Below are 19600 nucleotides of genomic sequence, written 5' to 3'. Positions count from 1 at the left end.
CATGAGACACAGTCTAGTCGTTATTGGCTTCGAGAGAATGACAATCTGTTCAGCTATCCGAAAGACGCATCGGGCTCGGTAGCAGCGAGCCGTCGAATTGAACGCCATCAGCGGCAAGCTGAATGCGCCCTTCGCAGAACCAGCGCAGGACGATCGGGTACAGCAGATGTTCCTGTTGCTGTACGCGCTCTGCCAGCGACTCCGGAGTATCGTCGTCGTTCACCCGAATTTCGGATTGTGCGATGACGGGGCCGCCGTCCAGCTCTTCGGTGACAAAGTGGATGGAAACGCCGTGCACTTTATCGCCTGCCTCCAGTACCCGCTTGTGCGTGTTCAGGCCAGTGTAGGCTGGAAGGAGCGAGGGGTGAATATTCAGCATCCGGCCACGGAAGGCGCGAACAAAATCAGGCGTCAAAATGCGCATGAAGCCAGCCAGAACAATCACGTCCGGGTTGTGCCGGTGCAGTTCAGCCATCAGGGAGGCGTCGAATGCCTCCCGCGAATCCGACTTGGTATGATCAATCACAAAAGTCGGGATGTTGGCTTGTGCTGCACGCTCGAGTGCAAACGCCCCGGGGCGATTGCAGCCCACAGCAATGATCTCGCCAGGAAAATCCCGTTCACGGGTGGCTTCGATCAAAGCTTGCAGGTTGGTTCCGCTGCCGGATGCGAGAACAACGATTTTGGGTAGCGGCGCTGGATCTGCCTTCATGCCTTCAGAAGCCCTGGCGCGTAACGGACGGCCGAAGCGGAGTCGCTGGAATCGGCATTCTCGATGACGCCAACCTGCCAGACCTTTTCGCCCATTGCGTTCAGCGTGTCGATGGCCAGATCTTTTTGGTCTTCAGGTACGCACACGATCATGCCAATGCCGCAGTTGAATGTGCGGTACATTTCTTCAGCGGCCACGCCGCCAGCATCTTTCAGCCACTGGAACACAGGAGGTAGCTCCCAGCTATCGGTGTCGATCGCGGCAACCGTATTATCCGGAAGAACGCGGGGGATGTTTTCCGGAAGCCCGCCACCGGTGATGTGAGACATGGCACGCACGTCTACGTCGCGGATCAGTTTCAGCAAATTCTTGACGTAAATGCGGGTCGGAGCCATGAGTGCATCCGCCAGAGTGGCATCGCCCATCGGCTGGCTAAGATCGGTGCCACTCACTTCGATGATTTTGCGAATCAGCGAGTAACCGTTTGAGTGGGGGCCTGAAGAGCCCAGGGCCAGCAGTGCGTCGCCAGACTGAACACGGCTGCCGTCAAGAATGTTTTCACGTTCAACCACGCCAACACAGAAGCCTGCGAGGTCGTAGTCATCGCCTTCGTACATGCCTGGCATTTCAGCGGTCTCGCCGCCCACCAGTGCGCAGCCAGACAGTTCACAGCCTTTGCCGATGCCTTCAACAACATTGGCCGCAATATCGACGTTAAGTTTGCCTGTGGCGTAATAATCCAGGAAGAACAGAGGCTCGGCTCCACCAACGATCAGATCGTTCACGCACATGGCAACAAGGTCGATGCCGATGGTGTCGTGCTTTTCAAGTTGCATGGCGAGACGAAGCTTGGTGCCTACGCCATCGGTGCCTGATACCAGCACGGGCTCTTTATAGCCGGCAGGGATGGACACCATAGCGCCAAAACCTCCGAGGCCGCCGAGTACTTCGGGGCGACGGGTTTTGGTCGCGGTGTTCTTAATGCGGTTAACCAGCTCGTTGCCGGCATCGATATCAACACCTGCATCGCGATAGGTAAGGGAGGGCTTCTGTTCGCTCATGGAAAATAACCATTGGACTGTGGGTCTGGCCGCGGATTTTAACAGGTGCGCACGGGGGCTCCAACTGGTATTCCTCGATACGGCTACGATTCCTTGGATAATCTACGGTTATCACGTAGAGCGGTGGCTGGCTTGCTACTCAGCCGACAGGCGATGGTGTATCCTGTGCGCCAATCATGGGAACGGCAGGGTGCTACATCTACATGACGAATTTAGTCAACGGGTATTCAGCGAAAATGAAACAGGCAGGGCGCCTGATAATGGCAATGGTAGGCGCCTTGTTTATTGCGTCGCCAGCGGCTGCGGTTACGATCACCGGGCTCTACAATGCCGATGTGCAGATTTCCGATACCCGCAGTTCAAGTGTGAAAGCCGGTTACGAGGCCGGGTTGCGCGAAGTACTCGTGCGCGTGTCCGGCAGTCGGGATGTTCTGGAGCTGGAAGGCGTAGACGATCTGTTGGCAAAGGCCGAATCCTTGTTGCTGTCCTACCAGGTAGGGCAAAGTGAGGGGCAGAGCCGTATGCAGATGAGCTTTGGTGCGGTAGGCGTGAACCGGGGGCTGGCAGCACTCAATGCACCCGTGTGGGGAGCCAACCGGCCGCTTACGTTGGCTTGGATTGCCGTGGAAGATCGTGGTCAGCGCCAGCTGATTACTGCAGAGGCTGAAGCCTCATCGCAATCTGCAAACGCAGCTGAGTGGCGTCAACTGTTTATGGCGGCTGCCTCTGAGCGCGGATTGCCGATGGTTTTTCCCGGCCAGCAATTTTCCGATGACCGCTCGTTGCTGTCCGATCTGTGGGGCCAGTTTGTTGACCGGATCGAAGCCGCTTCGGAAGGGCTGGCCTATGATGTCATTTCTCTGATGCGCATCAGTCGCTCAGGTGGCCAGTGGCGTGCGGGCTGGGTATTTGAAGGCATGGGCATGGACCCCAGTGAAAGATCGGTCAGCGCAGGTACGCCCGCAGAGCTCGCCGCAAAAGTGGTTGATAATTGGGCTGACCTCTATGCTAGCCGTTACGCGGTTTCTGCAGGTAATGTGGGCGATTCGCCGGTCGTTGACGTGGTGTTGGACGGCGTAACCTCTCTGGCGGATTACGGCAAGGTGCTGAAAGCGCTTGAGAGTATGACTCCCGTGCGGGCCGTTGGCGCGTCGCGTATTCGGGGCGAGCGTTTGACGTTGGAAGTGGCGTTTTCGGGCGAGTTAAGTCAGTTGCAAGAATACATTGCGCTGGACCCGCGGTTTGTGGCCCAAAGTGCAGAAGATGCAACGACGATGGATGCAACCGAGGCTCCGCAATCAACCGCCTCGGTGGGTCAGGAAAAACAGGAAGACGGAGTTGAAGCGGCAGAAGCCTCAGGGCCGGCCTATCAGTCGTTGCCCGATGGTGATGAGCAAGACGCGGCTGATGCTTTTGAATCACTCTACGAAGTGCTCTACTACCGCTGGCAAAGAGTTCCGGGGCGTGGTGGTAGCGAATCGTAAACTGACGGAGATTTATACGTGAGATCGCAGCAGTTGCGTTGGATTCCCAACGCACTGACGTTTTTGCGGATCGTGCTGGTCATTCCGTTCGCCGGTGCCTTGCTTGACGGCGGGTATCGCCTTGCGCTGGCTATTTTTGCAGTGGCAGCGCTGACCGATGCGATTGATGGCTTTCTCGCCCGCACCTTCAACTGGAAAAGCCGGCTTGGTGCAATTGCAGATCCGCTGGCCGACAAAGCATTGCTGATCACCACGTACCTGATGTTGACGATTACGGGCGTGTTGCCGGTTTGGTTGTTTGCCTTGGTGCTTGGGCGTGATTTGCTTATTGTGTGCGGGGGGCTTGCGTTTCATTATGGCGTAGGGCGCTTTGAAATGGAGCCGAGTATACCGGGCAAGATGAATACCTTTATCCAAATTTTGGCCGCTTTGGTAATCATTATTCTTATGGCCGGTTTGTCGATGGAACCCTGGATCCTCACAGCCAGTATCTGGGTCGTTGCCTTGTCCGCGGTCTTTAGCGGTGGCCATTATGTTTTGGTTTGGGGTGTGAGGGCATGGAGGGCAAAGCGGTCGTGATACCGTCTCAGATGATCCTCGGGGTCAAACTCAGGGATGACGCTCGTTTCGATAATTTTCATGGCGACAGGAATCGTGAGGCGGCTCGTCGTCTTGAGGCCATCTGTGATGCACCACAGGGGCTGCCAGTAGTTGTCGTCTGCGGAGATTCCGATACCGGCAAAAGCCATTTGTTACAGGCTGCCTGCAACAAAACCGACCAATTCGGCCGGGCTGGTGTTTGTATCAGTATTGGCGAATTGCTGCCCTTTGGTCCGGACGCGCTGGATGGCCTCGAGGTTCACCCGTTACTTTGTCTCGATGATCTGGACAAAATTGCTGGTAAACCCGATTGGGAAGAGGCGATTTTTCATCTTTACAACCGGGTAATGGACCGTGGCGGTCTGCTGCTCGTAAGTCTGTCGGAAGTGCCCGGGTCATTGCCGTTCAGGTTGCCGGATCTGGTGTCCCGCCTGTCTCACGGGTTATTGCTTCAACTGGGGTTGTACCGGGACGAAGACCGGATGCATATACTCATGGCCAGAGCAGAGCAGCGTGGGTTGGTCGTAAGCGACGATGTGGCCAACTTCATCATGCGGCGAGCGCCACGAAAGCTCGGAGATCTGTTGGGTATTCTGGATACGCTTGATGAAAACTCGCTGCAGGCCCAGCGGCGTTTGACCATTCCATTCGTAAAAACGGTTATGGGTTGGTAGCAGCACAATAACAAAGAATTCAAAACTACAAAGACGATTGGAGAGATGACATGAGACGGGTTGTATTCAACCAAAAAGGTGGTGTGGGCAAATCCAGCATTACCTGTAATCTTGCAGCAATCAGTGCTGCCCGGGGAAAGCGGACTCTGGTTGTTGATCTTGATCCTCAAGGGAACTCTACCCATTACCTGTTGGGTAAGGCCTCCTCTGAACTGAAGGACACGGTGGCAGACCTCTTAGAGCAAACGGTTGCGTTCAGCATGTTCACCCGTCGCCCGGATGAGTTTGTGCATGCCACGCCTTATGAAAACCTGTTTGTGTTGCCTTCCAGCCCGGAACTGGATTTTCTTGAGCGCAAATTGGAAGCCAAGCACAAGATTTACAAGTTGAGAGAATTTCTGAAGAAACTGGGTGACAGTTTTGACGAGATTTTTATCGACACCGCACCGGCTCTTAATTTCTATACTCGGTCAGCGTTGATTGCCGCGCAGCGGTGCCTGATTCCATTCGACTGTGACGACTTTTCGCGCCAGGCCCTGTACAACATTTTGCATGAGATTCGCGAGTTGCAGGAAGACCATAATGAAGCCTTGGTCGTTGAAGGCATCGTGGCGAATCAGTTCCAGCCGAGGGCCAGTCTGCCAAAGCAGTTGGTGCGGGAGCTGATTGACGAGGGCTTGCCGGTCCTGCCGGTGCGTTTGTCCAGCTCAGTGAAAATGAAAGAATCCCATCAGGCACGAAAACCATTGATACATATGGCGCCCAAGCATGCGCTCACCCAGCAGTTCGAAGATTTGTACCGGGTGCTGCACGGTGAAGCGGTTGAGCTGGAAGCGCTGGCGGATTGACAGGGCGAAGGACCATGACTGATAGCCAGATTCACGCAAGTCACGTTGCCGACAGTTTGCTCCAGATAGAAATGGAGCTTAGAGTCATGGATGCATGGCAAGAGCAACCGCTTCCGCCAGAAGCGTTTGAAAGCACGCAGCCGTTCTGTCTCGATACCATGAGCTTTCCGCAGTGGCTTCAGTTTGTTTTCGTGGCGCGCATGAAAGTGTTGCTCGAAGGCGGGCAGCCACTGCCGTCGGTGTCCGGTATTGCGCCGATGGCCGAGGAGTACTTCCGCGGGCGCAACGAAAGTGGCGCCAAGCTTATTCAGGCACTGGCGCACATGGATAGTTTGCTGTCGGGGGAGTGATCGAAAAGCGTCTGGATTAATCCAGACGCATAGATAGGTCGATGGCTTTCACGTCTTTGGTCAGGGCGCCAATCGAAATGAAATCAACGCCAGTTTCTGCAATGGGAACCAGTGTTTGTTCGTTGATACCACCTGAAGCTTCAAGTTTTGCGCGCCCGCCAACATGCTGCACCGCTTGTTTCATATCCTCCATGGAAAACTCGTCCAGCATAATGATGTCGGCACCGGCATCCAGTGCTTGCCTTAGCTCATCCAGAGATTCGGTTTCTACTTCGACCGGTTTGCCCGGAGCAATGCGATGGGCCTCTTTAACGGCTGCTGCGATAGACCCGCACGCAGCAATGTGATTTTCCTTGATCAGAAAAGCGTCCCACAGCCCGATGCGGTGATTGCTGCAATCGCCGCAGGTGACCGCATACTTCTGGGCAAGTCGTAACCCTGGCAGTGTCTTGCGAGTATCCAGCAGTTGCACCTTGGTGTGCGAAACCTTGGCAGCAAACCGGGCGCATTCGGTGGCCACGCCCGATAACATCTGAAGCCAGTTGAGTGCAGAGCGCTCGGCGGTCAGAAGCGAGCGGGCGTTTCCGGACATCCGGAAGATAACGTCATCCGCCTGCAGTTGATCGCCATCTTCATGCAACCATTCCAGCTTAACCTGCGGGTCTACCTGGCGAAATACTTCGTTCACCCATTCTTTACCGGCCAGCCTGGCAGGTTCGCGCGTGATAACCCGGCCTTCGGCTGGCTTGTCGGCAGGGATCAGCATGGCGGTGATGTCGCCATCGCCAATGTCTTCCCGCAGGCTTTGAGCAACGGATTCAATGCGGGCCTGTCGAAGCAGTTCTGGGTTGATCATGGTGACGTTCCGGGTAAGTGAATGTGGGTTGATGGCCCGCAATTCTACTTCGCTCGGGCAGTTAATCAAAATGCGCCGTGCGAGACCGAATAATGTGACTGAGTTCCGGCGTAAACAAAAGGTGACAAATTCTGACAGAAGGTGACAGGCAATGCCTATATGATGTATTCACGCCGTGTTTTACATTGTTTAACAGGTTTGGGACGGAGCATATCCATGGCACAGCACAGTAAGGTCGTTCACTTGGGTGGCCAAACATCGGTAGGCAAATTCTCGCTACCGTTAGCGTTAGTGCGACTGCGGGACAGTTCCGGCCAATCACTCCAGACCGTGCTTGCGGGTTTTTTCGAAAAGGCTGATGACAGTTTGTTCGCTTTGGCTGACCGAGCGGGCTCGAACCAGGACCAGGCCTCCTATTTTGATGCCATGCGTGAACTGCGCTTGCGGCGCAAGGCCATGACCGTATCCATTCTGCAGTACGTAAGTCAGTCCTTTAACGAACTGGGGCGATTTCATCCGGGTCAGAAAGGTCAGTCGCTGGAACACGTGGATGTTGATTCACTAAGTTTGGTTGACCACGGGGATCTTGAACAGCAGGTAGCGCTGGACAACCTGATCAATCGGTTGCGGAACCGGTATGCGGAAGTCTTGAGTCTGTTGGCGGCCAGAGTGCGCCATTCCGTTCCGGACTTGTCGCTGACCGACGCACAGATTCCACTGAGCCCCGAAGTATTGGGAGGAGCGATTTCAGAAGCCTGCGCGGATCTCGATATCGACATCCGTGCCAAACTGGTGGTGCTGAAGCTTTTCGAGCGAATGCTCACCGAACAGCTCGGGGCGTTTTATCAGGCCTGTAACCAGACCCTGGTGACCCAGGGCGTATTGACGGAGATGACCACACCGCCGCGTGCGGGTTCTTCTATTCCTCGTGCGGTGCCGACATCAGACAGTACCCGACACAGTGGCGGCTCGAACCTTGCCTCCCATGACAAAGAGGCGGAAGTAACGCCGACATTAAGTGAGTTAAGCGCGTTGCTGCATCAAACCGATCATCAGGAAGCCCCGGCGGAGAAAGCTGTAGGGCAGGTGTTAGAGACAGAACGATTGATCACTCAGTTGAGCCAGCTCCAATCAGCTACCCAGACTGCACGCAACGAACAGGTTCTGCCATTGCGGGATCAATTGAAACCATTGCTACAGTCGGTTGAGGGGGAAAAGGCGTCTGTTGGGCAGGTTGATGGTGATGTTATTAACCTTGTTTCAATGCTGTTCGAGTTTATTCTGGAAGACCGGCAATTGCATCCGGTGATGAAGGCGCTGATTGGCCGGCTGCAAATACCGGTATTGAAGGTGGCCCTTTGTGACCGAAATTTCTTCAACCGCGGCGGGCATCCGGTACGTAAGTTGCTGAACGAACTTGCACTGGCGGCAATTGGGTGGAGTGAGAAGCGAGCGGGCGTGCGGGATCCGCTGCGCGATAAAATTGAGGAAGTCGTTGAGCGCGTGTTGTCTGAGTACAGCGAGAACGTGGGGCTGTTCGAGGAACTGGTGAAAGACTTCGGTCATTTCATGGATCTGGACCGCCGCCGCAGAGAACTGGTCGAGCAAAGGCTTCGGGATGCGGAAGAAGGGCGGGCCAGGCAGGAGCGCGCCCAGCAGGCCGCGGCCGAGTTGATCCGCCAGCAAACGGAAGCGCACGAGCTCCCGCAGCCCGTCTCACAGATTGTCCACGACCCACTATCGCGCTATCTCCAGTGGGTGTTATTGCGCCACGGGGAGGAGACCCATGAATGGGCCAGCGCCAGAGCGTTGACCGAGCGGTTGGTGTGGAGTGTTGATCCGCATCCGGTTTCCTCTGACACCCGTTCGGACCTGTTGAGAGCCATTCCGGATGTGGTAGAAGGGCTGCGTAAGGCGTTACAGGAAATTTCCTGGGATCCGTTTGCTACTGATGCGGTGATACGGGACTTAGAGTTGGTGCACGTTGATGTGCTGCAGAATCTGGTGACAGCGCCGATTGAGCCTGGCGACTCCAAGGAGGACGCGCCAGAGCACTCTGATATTGCCTTTGATGAGAACGCTGAAGCAGAGCCGCCGCTTCTTGAGCCTGAAGAACTTAAGGATGAGGGGAAAGAGCCTGGTTCAGACCAGGGCGACGACGGTAACGGCGGCGCGGTAGAGATTGTCGATCAGGCAGCGGCTCAATCGGAAAAAGACGTTGCTGATCAACGGTGGCTCGATACAGCTGATCAGTTGAGCGTAGGGTCCTGGCTTGAACTGAATAGAGACGGTGTTCGGGTTCGCTGCAAGCTGGCGGCCTTCATCAAGGCGACCGATAAGTACATTTTTGTGAACCGTAACGGGGCGAAAGTAGCCGAATATCTTCGTGACGACCTTGCATTGGCGATGCAGAAAGATGAGATCACGTTGTTGGATGATGGCTTGATCTTCGATCGCGCACTTGAATCCATCATTGATAACCTCCGGCAAAGTCGAAAGGACTGAAGCCTTGCTATTCGGGTAATTCGTGGCATCTGTAATCGCTTTGTGATTCAATCGAAATACTTGAATCACTCATTGCCCCTACGGATGAGCCTTGCCAAATATACAATCTGATCTCATAGCCCCCTCCGGTTCCAACGTTGATTTTACCTCGCAAGTTGATACCTTGCGGGAGACCGGCCGCTTTCCCGATAGCATATGGCACCCGTCGCCCAACTTCGGCCCCCGCCCGGACGGAGCTGAGATTACCTTGTTGGTCGTGCATAACATCAGTTTGCCTCCCGGGCAGTTTGGTGGTCCTTACATTGAAGATTTCTTTTGCAACCGCCTGGATCGACACGCGCACCCCTATTTTTCCGAGATCGCTGACATGAAAGTGTCGGCGCACGCACTGGTGCGTCGGGATGGTTCGGTTGTGCAGTTTGTCAGTTGCCTTGACCGAGCCTGGCATGCCGGCAGGTCCTGTTTTGGCGATGAGCAGGAATGCAATGACTTTGCCATTGGGGTCGAACTTGAAGGTACTGACGACATTCCGTATACCGAGCCACAGTATCAAACCTTGGCTCGGCTCACGCGATTGACTATGGCGGCCTGGCCCGCTGTCACCCCAGATCGCATCACCGGTCATAGTGATATTGCCCCCGGCCGCAAGACAGATCCTGGCCCGGTGTTTCAATGGCGGCACTTTCACAAGCTTGTGAGCAGCTCGGAGAAAAACTGAATGGTTTTGGTGATATTGCTGTTGGCGTATGTGATTCGCCGCAAGCTGGACCGGCAAGGCGCATACAGCGCGGATGGATTCTGGCGTGCCTGGTTTCAGCAGGGGGCCACGAGCAAGGCGGGGCATGAAACGTCCCCGACAAGGGGGTATGCGCTGGTCGTGCTGCCCGCGATTTGCCTGGTACTGTTGACGGTGCTGGCAGAGCAGCTGGGGTTTCGGCTGGCTGTTTATCCGTTAGAGATGGTGTTGCTTGTCCTGCTGATGGGCGTGCCGGGCTGGCAGGAGTCACTGAAGGCCTATTCCGAAGCTTGGGGGCATGGTGACATGCAGGGCGCCTGGCATCATGTGAAAGACCGGCTGCCGGCCGATGAGCGCGGTGCGGCGGTATCCCCCGAAGTGATGCATTTGTCGGTTTCCAAGGCGCTGATTGTCAACGTGTTCGACCGTTTTTTCCTGGTGGTGTTCTGGTATGTCGTAGGTGGTATTGGGGCTGCCGTTCTGGCTCGTGGTGTATCGGCGTTGGCGGAGCATTGGCCGCAAGCCGGAGCACGACCGGGGTATCGAAAACTGACCTTTTGGGTTGGCTGGATTCCGGCTCGATTGCTTGCCTGCACGTTCGGTGTGGCGGGCGATTTGTCTGGCTGGTCCCGTAAAGTTCGTCAAGTTTTGCCCGGCTTGAAAAAATCGACGACGGAAGTGCTAATGATTTCCGCCAACGGGTCGTTAACCGGATATGCACTTGATCCTGAACGGTTCTCGGAGTTACATCCGGCAGACTGGCCAAGCTTCGGCGGCCGCAGTCTGATTGCCATCAGGGATCTATTGAGCCGCAGCATGCTGGTTTGGATCTGTGCCATTGCGTTGCTGGTTATTGCAGGCGTGGTTTAGATCCAATACCTCTTTGGAGCGATTCAAACGTTTCAGCTGTAGGTGAAAATCAAAAAAATAACATTCATGGTTCGGTTTTCGAATCTGGGCGAGGGCGCTTTGAACTACTTAATTAATCCAGCGATTGCGTTGATGAACCGGCTGCCGATGGTTTACAAGTTCAGCCTCATCAGCATTCTCTTTCTTGGTCCGATTTTGGTGCTGTCCTGGCTGGTAATTTCCGGCCTCAATCAGTCTGTGCAAACCATGAATCGCAGCATTGACGGATTAGTGGAGCTGCAAACCGCCGATCGATTGCTGGCAGCGGCAATGGAGTTTCGTGACTACAAAGCGCCCGCCATCCTCAAAGAAGATCCTGCACTGGCTGACAAAGCTGATCGGGCGGCGAAACAAGTGGATGCGTTGCTGACAGATTTGGCCGAACCGCGTCGTTCGTTTGATGAATCCGGGTCCTGGCAGGAACAGATTCTTGCATTGCAGAAAGATTGGCGTGCACTCCTGAAGAGTAATAGCTATCAGGGCAGTATGGACGCGCAGTTCAAGTACTATCAGGAGTTCGTGCAGAAAGTGGTGGCCGTGTTGCCAGCCACGATGGAAGTGTCGGGTTTGGGGCAGGACGTTTCCCGCGAAAACCAGTTATTGCTTGGCTTGGTACGTGATGTTTTTCCGGATGCACGTAATGCCATCGGTAGCGCCCGATCCTACGGTATCTTCTCGTTGGTAGACGGGCAGGTGGGCTATGCAATGAGCGAAAACCTGAACGAGATCTTTGATCGTTTGACCAACCGAAGCTCTTTGCTGTCTCCCAGCCTGGTGGTTGCTAAAGATGCTTCGCCTGAGTTGGCCGAGGATCCCGCCCTGTCTCGTGTTGATGGCAGCTTGCTGGTTGTCAGGAATGCGCTGGATGTTCAGATAATCACCCCGATGCGGCTGGAGGCTCCGTGGCAGGAATACGATGCAACGGTAACTGCCCAGACCAAACATTTCGATGCCTTGACCGAGACGATTTTTGAGGTGGTCGGGGCCAACCTGGAACACCGTTTAGCGAGTGAAACCCGTCAGCGAACCATCATTGTTGTCTCTCTGATCGCAGTAATGCTGGTAGTGGTGTATTTGTACATTGGTTTCTTTATGTCGGTCAGGGTTGCCATTGGCCGGTTCAGTTCTGCCGCCAGAAGTGTGGCAGCCGGTGATATGACCACGCATATCGAGCTTTCGAACCGCGACGAACTAGGCGTGCTCACATCGGAATTCAACAACATGACCGACAAGATTGCCGAGCTGATCCGGTCTGTGAGTGCGACCACCACGGATGTCGGCCTTCAGGCTGTCCGGGTCAACGATACTGCGGCTGCAAACAGTGAAGCGGTGGCGCGTCAGATGGATGAAAGCAGCCAGATTAATGAAGCCATGGGGCAGATGGTCGAGGCGGTAAACGAAGTGACCGAGAGTGCCCATCGGGTAGCCGACAGCGCTGGTAGCGCAGAGCGGGACACCGAAACAGGCCGACAGGTGGTTGCGGATACCGTAGAGACGATTCATAAGCTGGCCAGCGAGATTGCCGATGCGATGGATGTCATCAATCGGGTTAACAAAGACAGCGATAACATCAGTCAGGTTCTTGTCGAGATAAAAGCCATCGCGGAGCAGACCAACTTGTTGGCGCTTAATGCGGCCATCGAGGCTGCGCGTGCTGGCGAATACGGCCGTGGCTTTGCGGTAGTGGCGGATGAGGTGCGGTCGTTGTCGCAGCGTACTCACAAGTCCACTGAGGAAATCGAAGATATGATTTCCCGCTTGCAAGGTGGGGTGAAAGAAGCGGTATCGGCCATGACCAGTAGTCATGGCGCGACTGAACTGACCGTTCAGAAGTCTACGGAAGTGACGCAGGCTCTGGATAGCATCGCACACGGAATTTCTGAAATTGTCGATATGAGCCACCAGATTGCGCAGGCAGCTGAAGAGCAATCCGCAGTGGCGAAGAACGTGAATGCCAATGTTGAAAGCATCGGTGAATTGGGCCAAAGCACGGCCGAAAACGCACAGGAAACCTTGGATTCTTCACGCCAGATGTCCGGTTTGACGGCGTCGCTTCAGAAGTTGGTCGAAGCCTTCAAGGTCTGATGTCGTCGAGACTTAAACCTAAAAATCCGGCCCTTAGAGGCCGGATTTTTGTTGCTCCCAAAGAATTTCTTTAGCACCTTCCCGACGGGCCAGTACCCGGGATACTACGAACAGCAGATCCGACAGACGGTTCAGATACTGTCGCGCACCGGCATTGATTTCCTCTTCTTGGCTAAGGCCAACTACAATCCGTTCAGCGCGGCGGCAAACTGCTCGGGCCAAATGACACTGTGCGGCTGCGGGAGAACCGCCGGGTAGGATGAAATTCTTCAGAGGGGGCAGGTCGTCGTTGTGTTCGTCCAGCACCTGCTCCAGCCAGCTTATGTGTTTTTCGCCAATCATCACGCTACCAGGGATGGCAAACTCCCCGCCAATATCGAACAGGTGGTGCTGAATGCGGCGGAACAGATCTACCAGAGCATCTTCAGCGGGTAACGTTTCCACCAGCATGCCTATGTGGCAGTTCAGCTCATCAACGGTGCCCATAGCTTCGACCCGCAGGGCGTTCTTGGTAACTCGGTTACCGTCTGCCAGGCCGGTAGTGCCGTCATCACCGGTGCGGGTATAAATTTTTGATAGGCGGTTGCCCATAGTGCGAGTGCTCCTGAAGAAAAAGTGTCATTTCAGTTGTTCTACTTGATCGGTGAGCATCTGGTTCACGGGGGTGTCGATGCCGAGCTCGGTTCCGGCACGCGCCAAGTAGCCATTGATGAAGTTAATTTCGGTTGTGCGTCCGGCCAATCGATCGGCTCGCATCGAGGATGTATTGGCTGCGGTGCTGCAGGCGACCGATTCGATTGCCTCCCGGAGTGTTGCCGCTGATCTCGAAGGTTGACCGCTGGCGGTTAACAGTTTGCTGATTTCGTGGCACAGAGGATCGATCCATTGCTGGTAGAACGGTTGGTTGAGAATCTCGCCGTTCGGGCAATTCAAAATCGCGGTAAATGGGTTGATGCCCGCGTTGATCACCAGTTTTTGCCAAAGTCTGTCGAGAATGTCCGGTGTGGCGTTAACGCACAGGCCGGTTTCTGCCAGCCTGGAAACCGCCTCGTTAAGGCAGGTTTCGCCAGCGGGGGTGAGTGCACCAATCCAGGTTTCACCTTGCCCGGCATGAAGCGTCAGTTCGGGCTTCGGCCGGTTCGCACCCTCGGTGGTGGTTGCTGCGAGGATAGGGCGATTCGGCCAGGATTGGGCCACATCTTGCTGGCTGCCGAGGCCATTCTGAAACAAAACGATGGGTGTTGTCTCGGGCAGTCGAGGAACAACGCTCTGCAAAGCGGCAACAGTGTCGCCGGCTTTTGTGGTGACCAATAAGAGCGAGGGTGATTGGTGGCTGTTTAGCCAGGGAATTTGCACCGGTATTTCCGGCCCTTGAACGGGCCGGAAGCGATAGCGGAGGGAGGCAGCAGACTGCTCCGGGCGGGGCACAAAGGCGACGCGCCCCGCAGGCAGTTTGGCGGCCCAAAGCCGGCCCAGTGAGCCGGCTCCCAGAATCGCAATCATGGCCTTACATGGCCTCGATTTCGGCTCGCTGTGCACTCAACCGCTGCAGGCTGCCTTGGGCATCGCGCAGTTTACCTTTCTCTTTTTCGATCACTTCAGCCGGAGCTTTGGCGGTGAACTTTTCGTTGCTCAACTTGCCTTCAACCCGGCTGATTTCTTTCTGCAGTCGATCCAGCTCTTTGTCCAGGCGCTTGAGTTCAGCGTCTTTGTCGATCAGGCCGGCCATGGGGACCAGAACTTCCATTTCGCCAACCAGCTGTGTGGCGCTCATGGGGGCTTTTTCGGAACCCAGCCATTCCAGCTTTTCAAGCTTGGCCAAAGACATCAGGAACTGACGGTTGGCATTCAGGCGGCGTTCGTCTTCGCTGTTGCCGCCTTTCAGGAATACCGGTACCGGCTTGCCCGGGGAGATGTTCATCTCGCCACGAATGTTACGTACTGCGACGATAACGCCTTTCACCCATTCGATGTCGGCTTTGGCGGTGGCGTCTTGTTTGCTCTCTTCCGGCTGCGGGAAGGGCTGCAGCATGATGCTGTCGCCGCTCTTTCCGGCCAGAGGCGCAATGCGCTGCCAGATTTCTTCGGTGATGTAAGGCATCATCGGGTGCGCCAGTCGCAGGATGGCTTCCAGAACCCGTACCAGCGTGCGGCGGGTGCCGCGCTTGGCTTCAACGCTGCCGCTGTCGTTGCTCAGGCAGGGCTTGGCCAGTTCCAGGTACCAGTCGCAGTATTCGTTCCAGATGAACTCGTAGAGCGCGTAAGCCGCCAAATCGAAGCGGTACTGCTCAAGGTGACGAGTCACTTCCTGTTCGCAGTGCTGCAGCTCGCTGATGATCCAGCGATCCGCCAGCGACAGTTCTACCGGCTCGTCGTTCACACCGCAGTCTTCGCCTTCGGTGTTCATCAGAACGTAGCGCGCGGCGTTCCACAGCTTGTTGCAGAAGTTGCGGTAGCCTTCCAGTCGTTTCATGTCCCAGTTGATGTCACGGCCGGTGGTGGCCATGGCCGCCAGGGTGAAGCGCAGGGCATCTGTGCCGTGGGCCGCGATGCCTTCCGGGAATTCCTTTTTGGTGCGCTTGCCGATCTTTTCAGCCAGCTTGGGCTGCATGAGGTTACCGGTGCGCTTTTCAAGCAGTTCATCCAGGCCGATGCCGTCGATCATGTCCAGCGGGTCGATGACGTTGCCCTTGGATTTGGACATCTTGTCACCGTGTTCGTCGCGGATGAGCCCGGTGACGTAAACGGTTTTGAACGGAACCTGCGGGGTGCCGTCTTCGTTTTTCATGAAGTGCATGGTCATCATGATCATCCGGGCTACCCAGAAGAAGATGATGTCGAAGCCGGTGACCAGCACGTCGGTGGGGTGGAAGGTTTTCAGGCGCTCGGTGATTTCCGGCCAGCCCAAGGTGCCGAAGGTCCACAGTGCGGAGCTGAACCAGGTGTCCAGTACGTCGTCGTCTTGTTTCAGTTCCAGATCGGCGGACAGGTTGTGCTTTTTGCGCACTTCGTCTTCGTCGCGCCCGACGTAGATGTTGCCTTCGGCATCGTACCAGGCTGGAATCCGGTGGCCCCACCAAAGCTGGCGGGAGATACACCAGTCCTGAATGTCCCGCATCCAGGAGAAGTACATGTTTTCGTACTGCTTGGGCACAAACTGGATACGACCGTCTTCTACCGCTTCAATGGCGGGCTTGGCCAGGGTTTTGGCATCGGCAAACCATTGATCGGTGAGCATAGGCTCAATGATCAGGCCGGAGCGGTCGCCGCGGGGTACGCTCAGTACGTGATCTTCAACCTGTTGTACCAGGCCTTCGGCTTCCATGTCGGCAACGATTTGCTTGCGCGCCGCTTCGCGGGTGAGGCCGGCGTAGGCCGCTGGCATGCTGCCGTCGATGTCGCTGTTTTCAGTGCCGTCGCTGTTGAAGACTTCGGCAACGTCACGAATGTTGGCATCCTGGGTCAGGACGTTGATCATCGGCAGGTTGTTGCGTTTACCGACGGCGTAGTCGTTAAAGTCGTGGGCCGGTGTGATTTTGACGCAGCCGGAGCCCTTTTCCGGGTCAGCGTGGTGGTCGGCCACAATCGGGATTCTGCGGTTTACCAGCGGCAGCATCACGTGCTTGCCGATCAGGTGCTGGTAACGTTCGTCGTCCGGGTGTACGGCTACGGCGGTGTCGCCCAGCATGGTTTCGGGACGAGTGGTGGCGACCACGACGTAGTCTTTTCCGTCTTGGGTGGTTGCGCCGTCAGCCAGCGGGTAGCGCAGGTGCCAGAAGAAGCCTTTTTCTTCTTTGTTTTCCACTTCCAGATCGGAGATGGCGGTGTGCAGTTTCGGGTCCCAGTTAACCAGTCGCTTGCCGCGGTAGACGAGGCCGTCTTCGTATAGGCGGATGAAGACTTCCTGTACGGCTTTGTAGAAGCCATCGTCCATGGTGAAGCGTTCGTTGTCCCAGTCTACGGAGTTGCCCAGGCGGCGCATCTGGCGGGTGATGGTTCCGCCGGATTCTTCTTTCCAGTTCCAGATGCGTTTGATGAATTCTTCCCGGCCGAGGTCGTGGCGGGTTTTGCCTTCTTCTGCGGCTAGTTTGCGCTCGACGACCATTTGGGTGGCGATGCCAGCGTGGTCTGTGCCGACGGTCCAGACGGTGTTGTTGCCCTGCATGCGCTTGTAGCGGGTTAGGGTGTCCATGATGGTGTGCTGGAAGGCGTGGCCCATGTGCAGGCTGCCGGTCACGTTAGGTGGCGGGATAGCGATGCTGTAGGACTGGCCTTCTCCGCTGGGGCGGAAGTACCCTTTGGATTCCCAGTTTTCGTACCACTGGCGCTCGATGTTTTCTGGCTGGTAGGTTTTTTCCATGGGTTTCTGCAGTGACCGTTGGTTGATTCACGATGGGGAAGTTTGAAACCGGCCATTATACATGGTCGCTTTGGTTCGGGCGAACGTTCAGCTTCCGGTGCTCGTATATTCTTAGCCTGCTTGTTTGGGTGTTAGCGAAGTTGGGACAGGCTTTCCAAAAACCGCTACAAGCTCGTCCCTGAGCGCTTCTCTCCGGCCATCCATGGCCTACGAAATTTTTGGAAAGCCTGTCCCAACTTCGCTTATCAAACTCTGGCTTATTGTCGCACCCAAGTTTGTGCTGTTTCGATGTGCTTGGAAAGTCGTGAGCTACCGTATGCCTTTTGACGAGCAAACGTGTTAGTCAGCGTTTTCGCATGTCGTGTACCCGCGCTTCAATGCCCAGCTTTCGCAGTTGTTTGTAGTGGCCGCGGGCTTGGTTGAGTACCGTCGGGTCGTTTTGGGCGACCAGTGCCAGTCTTCGGTATTGATCCGCCTGTTCAGGCAGAGTGGAAGACAGGATGATGACGGTTTCCCAATCGGTGGCGGCCGGAGGATAGAGCAGGATGCCGACTGGGTCTGAGCATGGGGTGCCCGGGTCGGTTGCGATGCTGTGAGGGATGAAGGCGTCTGGGGTGAAGTTCCAGAGCAGGTCATCGAGTTCTTGCGCTTGTTGCTGGTTTTCGCAGAGCACGCACACGCGGTCGCCTTGCTGCCAGGCTTTGTCCACGAGTTTGGCGGCGTGGAGGTTGCGGGCGGCTGGGGTGTTTTGGGCGAGGATGTGGAACCAGTAGCGCTGGTTTTTTGCGTCTTGGCCGGAGGGGCCGGCAGCTGGGCTGCCGGGCTCCGGTAAGTTGGTCGGATTGTTACCCTGCATGGGACATCAGGTAGTTGACCAGCAGAGGCACTGGGCGGCCGGTGGCGCCTTTGGCTTTGCCGGAATCCCAGGCGGTACCTGCGATGTCCAGGTGTGCCCAGCGGTATTCTTTGGTGAACCGGGACAGGAAGCAGGCCGCTGTGATGGTGCCTGCAGGGCGGCCGCCGATGTTGGCGATGTCAGCGAAATTGCTGTCGAGCTGGCTTTGGTATTCGTCCCACAGAGGCAGGCGCCAGGCTCGGTCGCCGGTTCTTTCGCCAGCGGCCAGCAGTTCGTTGGCCAGTTCGTCGTCGTTGGCCAGCATGCCGGTTGCCTGGTGGCCCAAGGCGATGATGCAGGCGCCGGTGAGGGTGGCCAGGTCGATGACGGTTTCAGGGTCGAACTTTTTCACGTAGGTGAGGGCGTCGCACAGCACCAGCCGGCCTTCGGCGTCGGTGTTGAGGATTTCAACGGTTTGGCCGCTCAGGGTAGTGACGATGTCGCCCGGGCGAGTTGCTGAGCCGTCTGGCATGTTTTCAGCTGCTGCGATAACGGCGACCACGTTGATGGCTGGTTTGGTTTCAGCCAGGACTTTCATGGTGCCGAATACGCTGGCAGAGCCGCCCATGTCGTATTTCATTTCGTCCATGCCGGCGCCGGGCTTGAGGCTGATGCCGCCGCTGTCGAAGGTGATGCCTTTGCCGACCAGTACGTAGGGCTTTTCGTCGGCTTTGCCGCCGCGGTATTCCATAACGATCAGGCGAGGGGGCTGTGTGGAGCCTTTGCCAACGGCCAGGATGGTATTCATGCCCATGTCGGCCATCTGCTTCTCATCCAGTATTTCGGTTTTGATGCAGTCGTGTTCTTTAGCCATGTTTTGGGCTTGTTCCGCCAGCCATACCGGGTGGCAAACGTTGGGCGGTGTGTTGCCCAAATCGCGGGTGTAATTCATGCCGCGGCCGGTGGCGAGCCCAAGGTTGAAGGCGTCTTTCTGGGCCTGATCGGCGTCAGACGCTTGCACCACAACTTTGTTGAGTTTGCGGGCGGGCGGTTGTTCGCTCTTGAATCCGGTGAAGGTGTAGAGTTGCTCCTCCAGTGTGCGGCCGAGCAGGTTCAGGCGGGCCTCTTCTGAGGAGGTTGCTTCGGAACCCTGAATCTCGGTGTCGGTCAGGCAGATGAAGGCACTGTTGGATGGGCCGTCTTTGAGTGCGCCTACGGCGGCGATCAGGGCTTTGCGGTAATTGGCCTGATGGCGCTCGTCGTCTTTGCCTGTGCCGATAACAATAACGCGCTGCCAGGGCTGTTCGGTCAGAGGCAGAGTGTTAACCGTGGCGTTTTTGCCTGTCAGGTCGCCGGCGTGTTCCAGTTGCTTGATCAGCCCTCCCAAAGCCTGGTCTGCTGCTTTGGTGGTTTCCGGCCACTCACCGTTTTCGGGCAGTCCGATAACGAGGCAGTCGGTGTTGGTCGCCGTGACGGCTTTGCTGCTCAGGCTGAAATTCATGACAACTCCTGTTGTGTGATTCGAGTGTTGGGCCTAGCCCAGCGGTTCGCATGTTCTCTAGGATTGGGGCTAAGCCGCGAATAA

The 19600-nt window shown here is 56.1% G+C and carries 17 protein-coding genes; 9 read left to right on the top strand and 8 right to left on the bottom strand.

What is annotated here, in order from left to right; genetic code table 11:
- Window positions 1–49 precede the first annotated feature (49 nt).
- Complete coding sequence (gene purN / locus JAO79_RS11735; protein WP_199007441.1) at window positions 50–712, bottom strand: phosphoribosylglycinamide formyltransferase; 663 nt, start codon at window positions 710–712, stop codon at window positions 50–52.
- A complete protein-coding gene (gene purM / locus JAO79_RS11730; protein ID WP_199007440.1) occupies window positions 709–1773 on the bottom strand; it encodes a phosphoribosylformylglycinamidine cyclo-ligase in 1065 nt (354 codons plus the stop codon). Before purM ends, purN begins: the two co-directional genes overlap by 4 nt.
- A gap of 203 nt (window positions 1774–1976) precedes the next feature.
- Here purM and JAO79_RS11725 point away from each other — a divergent pair, with 203 nt between their 5' ends.
- Genes JAO79_RS11725 through JAO79_RS11705 form a run of 5 tightly spaced genes read left to right on the top strand, consistent with a single transcriptional unit; the run spans window position 1977 to window position 5729 of the window.
- Window positions 1977–3257: a DUF2066 domain-containing protein gene (locus JAO79_RS11725; protein ID WP_227664563.1), complete on the top strand. Its 1281-nt coding sequence runs from the start codon at window positions 1977–1979 to the stop codon at window positions 3255–3257.
- 18 nt (window positions 3258–3275) lie between these two features.
- Window positions 3276–3836 carry a CDP-alcohol phosphatidyltransferase family protein gene (locus tag JAO79_RS11720; protein ID WP_199007439.1) on the top strand — a complete coding sequence of 187 codons (561 nt, stop codon included), beginning with the start codon at window positions 3276–3278 and terminating at the stop codon, window positions 3834–3836.
- Window positions 3815–4531, top strand: coding sequence for a DnaA regulatory inactivator Hda (gene hda, locus JAO79_RS11715; RefSeq protein WP_199007438.1), 717 nt, complete (start codon window positions 3815–3817; stop codon window positions 4529–4531). The genes JAO79_RS11720 and hda overlap by 22 nt, the downstream gene beginning before the upstream one ends.
- A gap of 50 nt (window positions 4532–4581) precedes the next feature.
- Window positions 4582–5379 (top strand): ParA family protein, encoded by a 798-nt coding sequence (locus tag JAO79_RS11710; protein ID WP_199007437.1) that lies wholly within the window; start codon window positions 4582–4584, stop codon window positions 5377–5379.
- Window positions 5380–5393: 14 nt separating this feature from the next.
- Window positions 5394–5729, top strand: a complete 336-nt coding sequence (locus JAO79_RS11705; RefSeq protein ID WP_199007436.1) for a YqcC family protein — start codon at window positions 5394–5396, stop codon at window positions 5727–5729.
- Window positions 5730–5745: 16 nt separating this feature from the next.
- Here JAO79_RS11705 and nadC read toward each other — a convergent pair whose 3' ends face one another.
- Window positions 5746–6585 carry a carboxylating nicotinate-nucleotide diphosphorylase gene (gene nadC / locus JAO79_RS11700; RefSeq protein WP_199007435.1) on the bottom strand — a complete coding sequence of 280 codons (840 nt, stop codon included), beginning with the start codon at window positions 6583–6585 and terminating at the stop codon, window positions 5746–5748.
- A gap of 216 nt (window positions 6586–6801) precedes the next feature.
- On the opposite strand from nadC, the gene JAO79_RS11695 reads away from it, so the two are divergent.
- The 4 genes from JAO79_RS11695 to JAO79_RS11680 all read left to right on the top strand — a co-directional run bounded on the left by JAO79_RS11695 (window position 6802) and on the right by JAO79_RS11680 (window position 12820).
- Window positions 6802–9090 carry a DUF1631 domain-containing protein gene (locus tag JAO79_RS11695; protein WP_199007434.1) on the top strand — a complete coding sequence of 763 codons (2289 nt, stop codon included), beginning with the start codon at window positions 6802–6804 and terminating at the stop codon, window positions 9088–9090.
- A 163-nt stretch (window positions 9091–9253) separates the two neighbouring features.
- A complete protein-coding gene (gene ampD / locus JAO79_RS11690) occupies window positions 9254–9808 on the top strand; it encodes a 1,6-anhydro-N-acetylmuramyl-L-alanine amidase AmpD (RefSeq protein WP_227664584.1) in 555 nt (184 codons plus the stop codon).
- A complete protein-coding gene (gene ampE, locus JAO79_RS11685; protein WP_199007432.1) occupies window positions 9809–10696 on the top strand; it encodes a regulatory signaling modulator protein AmpE in 888 nt (295 codons plus the stop codon).
- A gap of 99 nt (window positions 10697–10795) precedes the next feature.
- Window positions 10796–12820: a methyl-accepting chemotaxis protein gene (locus JAO79_RS11680; protein ID WP_199007431.1), complete on the top strand. Its 2025-nt coding sequence runs from the start codon at window positions 10796–10798 to the stop codon at window positions 12818–12820.
- Window positions 12821–12853: 33 nt separating this feature from the next.
- On the opposite strand, the gene JAO79_RS11675 is transcribed toward JAO79_RS11680, so the two are convergent.
- The 5 genes from JAO79_RS11675 to JAO79_RS11655 all read right to left on the bottom strand — a co-directional run bounded on the left by JAO79_RS11675 (window position 12854) and on the right by JAO79_RS11655 (window position 19516).
- Window positions 12854–13411: a cob(I)yrinic acid a,c-diamide adenosyltransferase gene (locus JAO79_RS11675; RefSeq protein ID WP_199007430.1), complete on the bottom strand. Its 558-nt coding sequence runs from the start codon at window positions 13409–13411 to the stop codon at window positions 12854–12856.
- A gap of 27 nt (window positions 13412–13438) precedes the next feature.
- Complete coding sequence (locus tag JAO79_RS11670; RefSeq protein ID WP_199007429.1) at window positions 13439–14323, bottom strand: ketopantoate reductase family protein; 885 nt, start codon at window positions 14321–14323, stop codon at window positions 13439–13441.
- Window positions 14324–14327: 4 nt separating this feature from the next.
- Window positions 14328–17180, bottom strand: coding sequence for a valine--tRNA ligase (locus tag JAO79_RS11665; RefSeq protein ID WP_199007428.1), 2853 nt, complete (start codon window positions 17178–17180; stop codon window positions 14328–14330).
- Window positions 17181–17523: 343 nt separating this feature from the next.
- Complete coding sequence (locus tag JAO79_RS11660; RefSeq protein ID WP_199007427.1) at window positions 17524–18036, bottom strand: DNA polymerase III subunit chi; 513 nt, start codon at window positions 18034–18036, stop codon at window positions 17524–17526.
- Window positions 18026–19516 (bottom strand): leucyl aminopeptidase, encoded by a 1491-nt coding sequence (locus JAO79_RS11655; protein ID WP_199007426.1) that lies wholly within the window; start codon window positions 19514–19516, stop codon window positions 18026–18028. Before JAO79_RS11655 ends, JAO79_RS11660 begins: the two co-directional genes overlap by 11 nt.
- Window positions 19517–19600: the final 84 nt, after the last annotated feature.

It is taken from the genome of Marinobacter litoralis, from assembly GCF_016427555.1.
Taxonomy (GTDB): Bacteria; Pseudomonadota; Gammaproteobacteria; order Pseudomonadales; family Oleiphilaceae; genus Marinobacter; species Marinobacter litoralis_A.
Note: the sequence above shows the minus strand (reverse complement) of the source record. Positions and strands in the feature narration are given on the sequence as shown.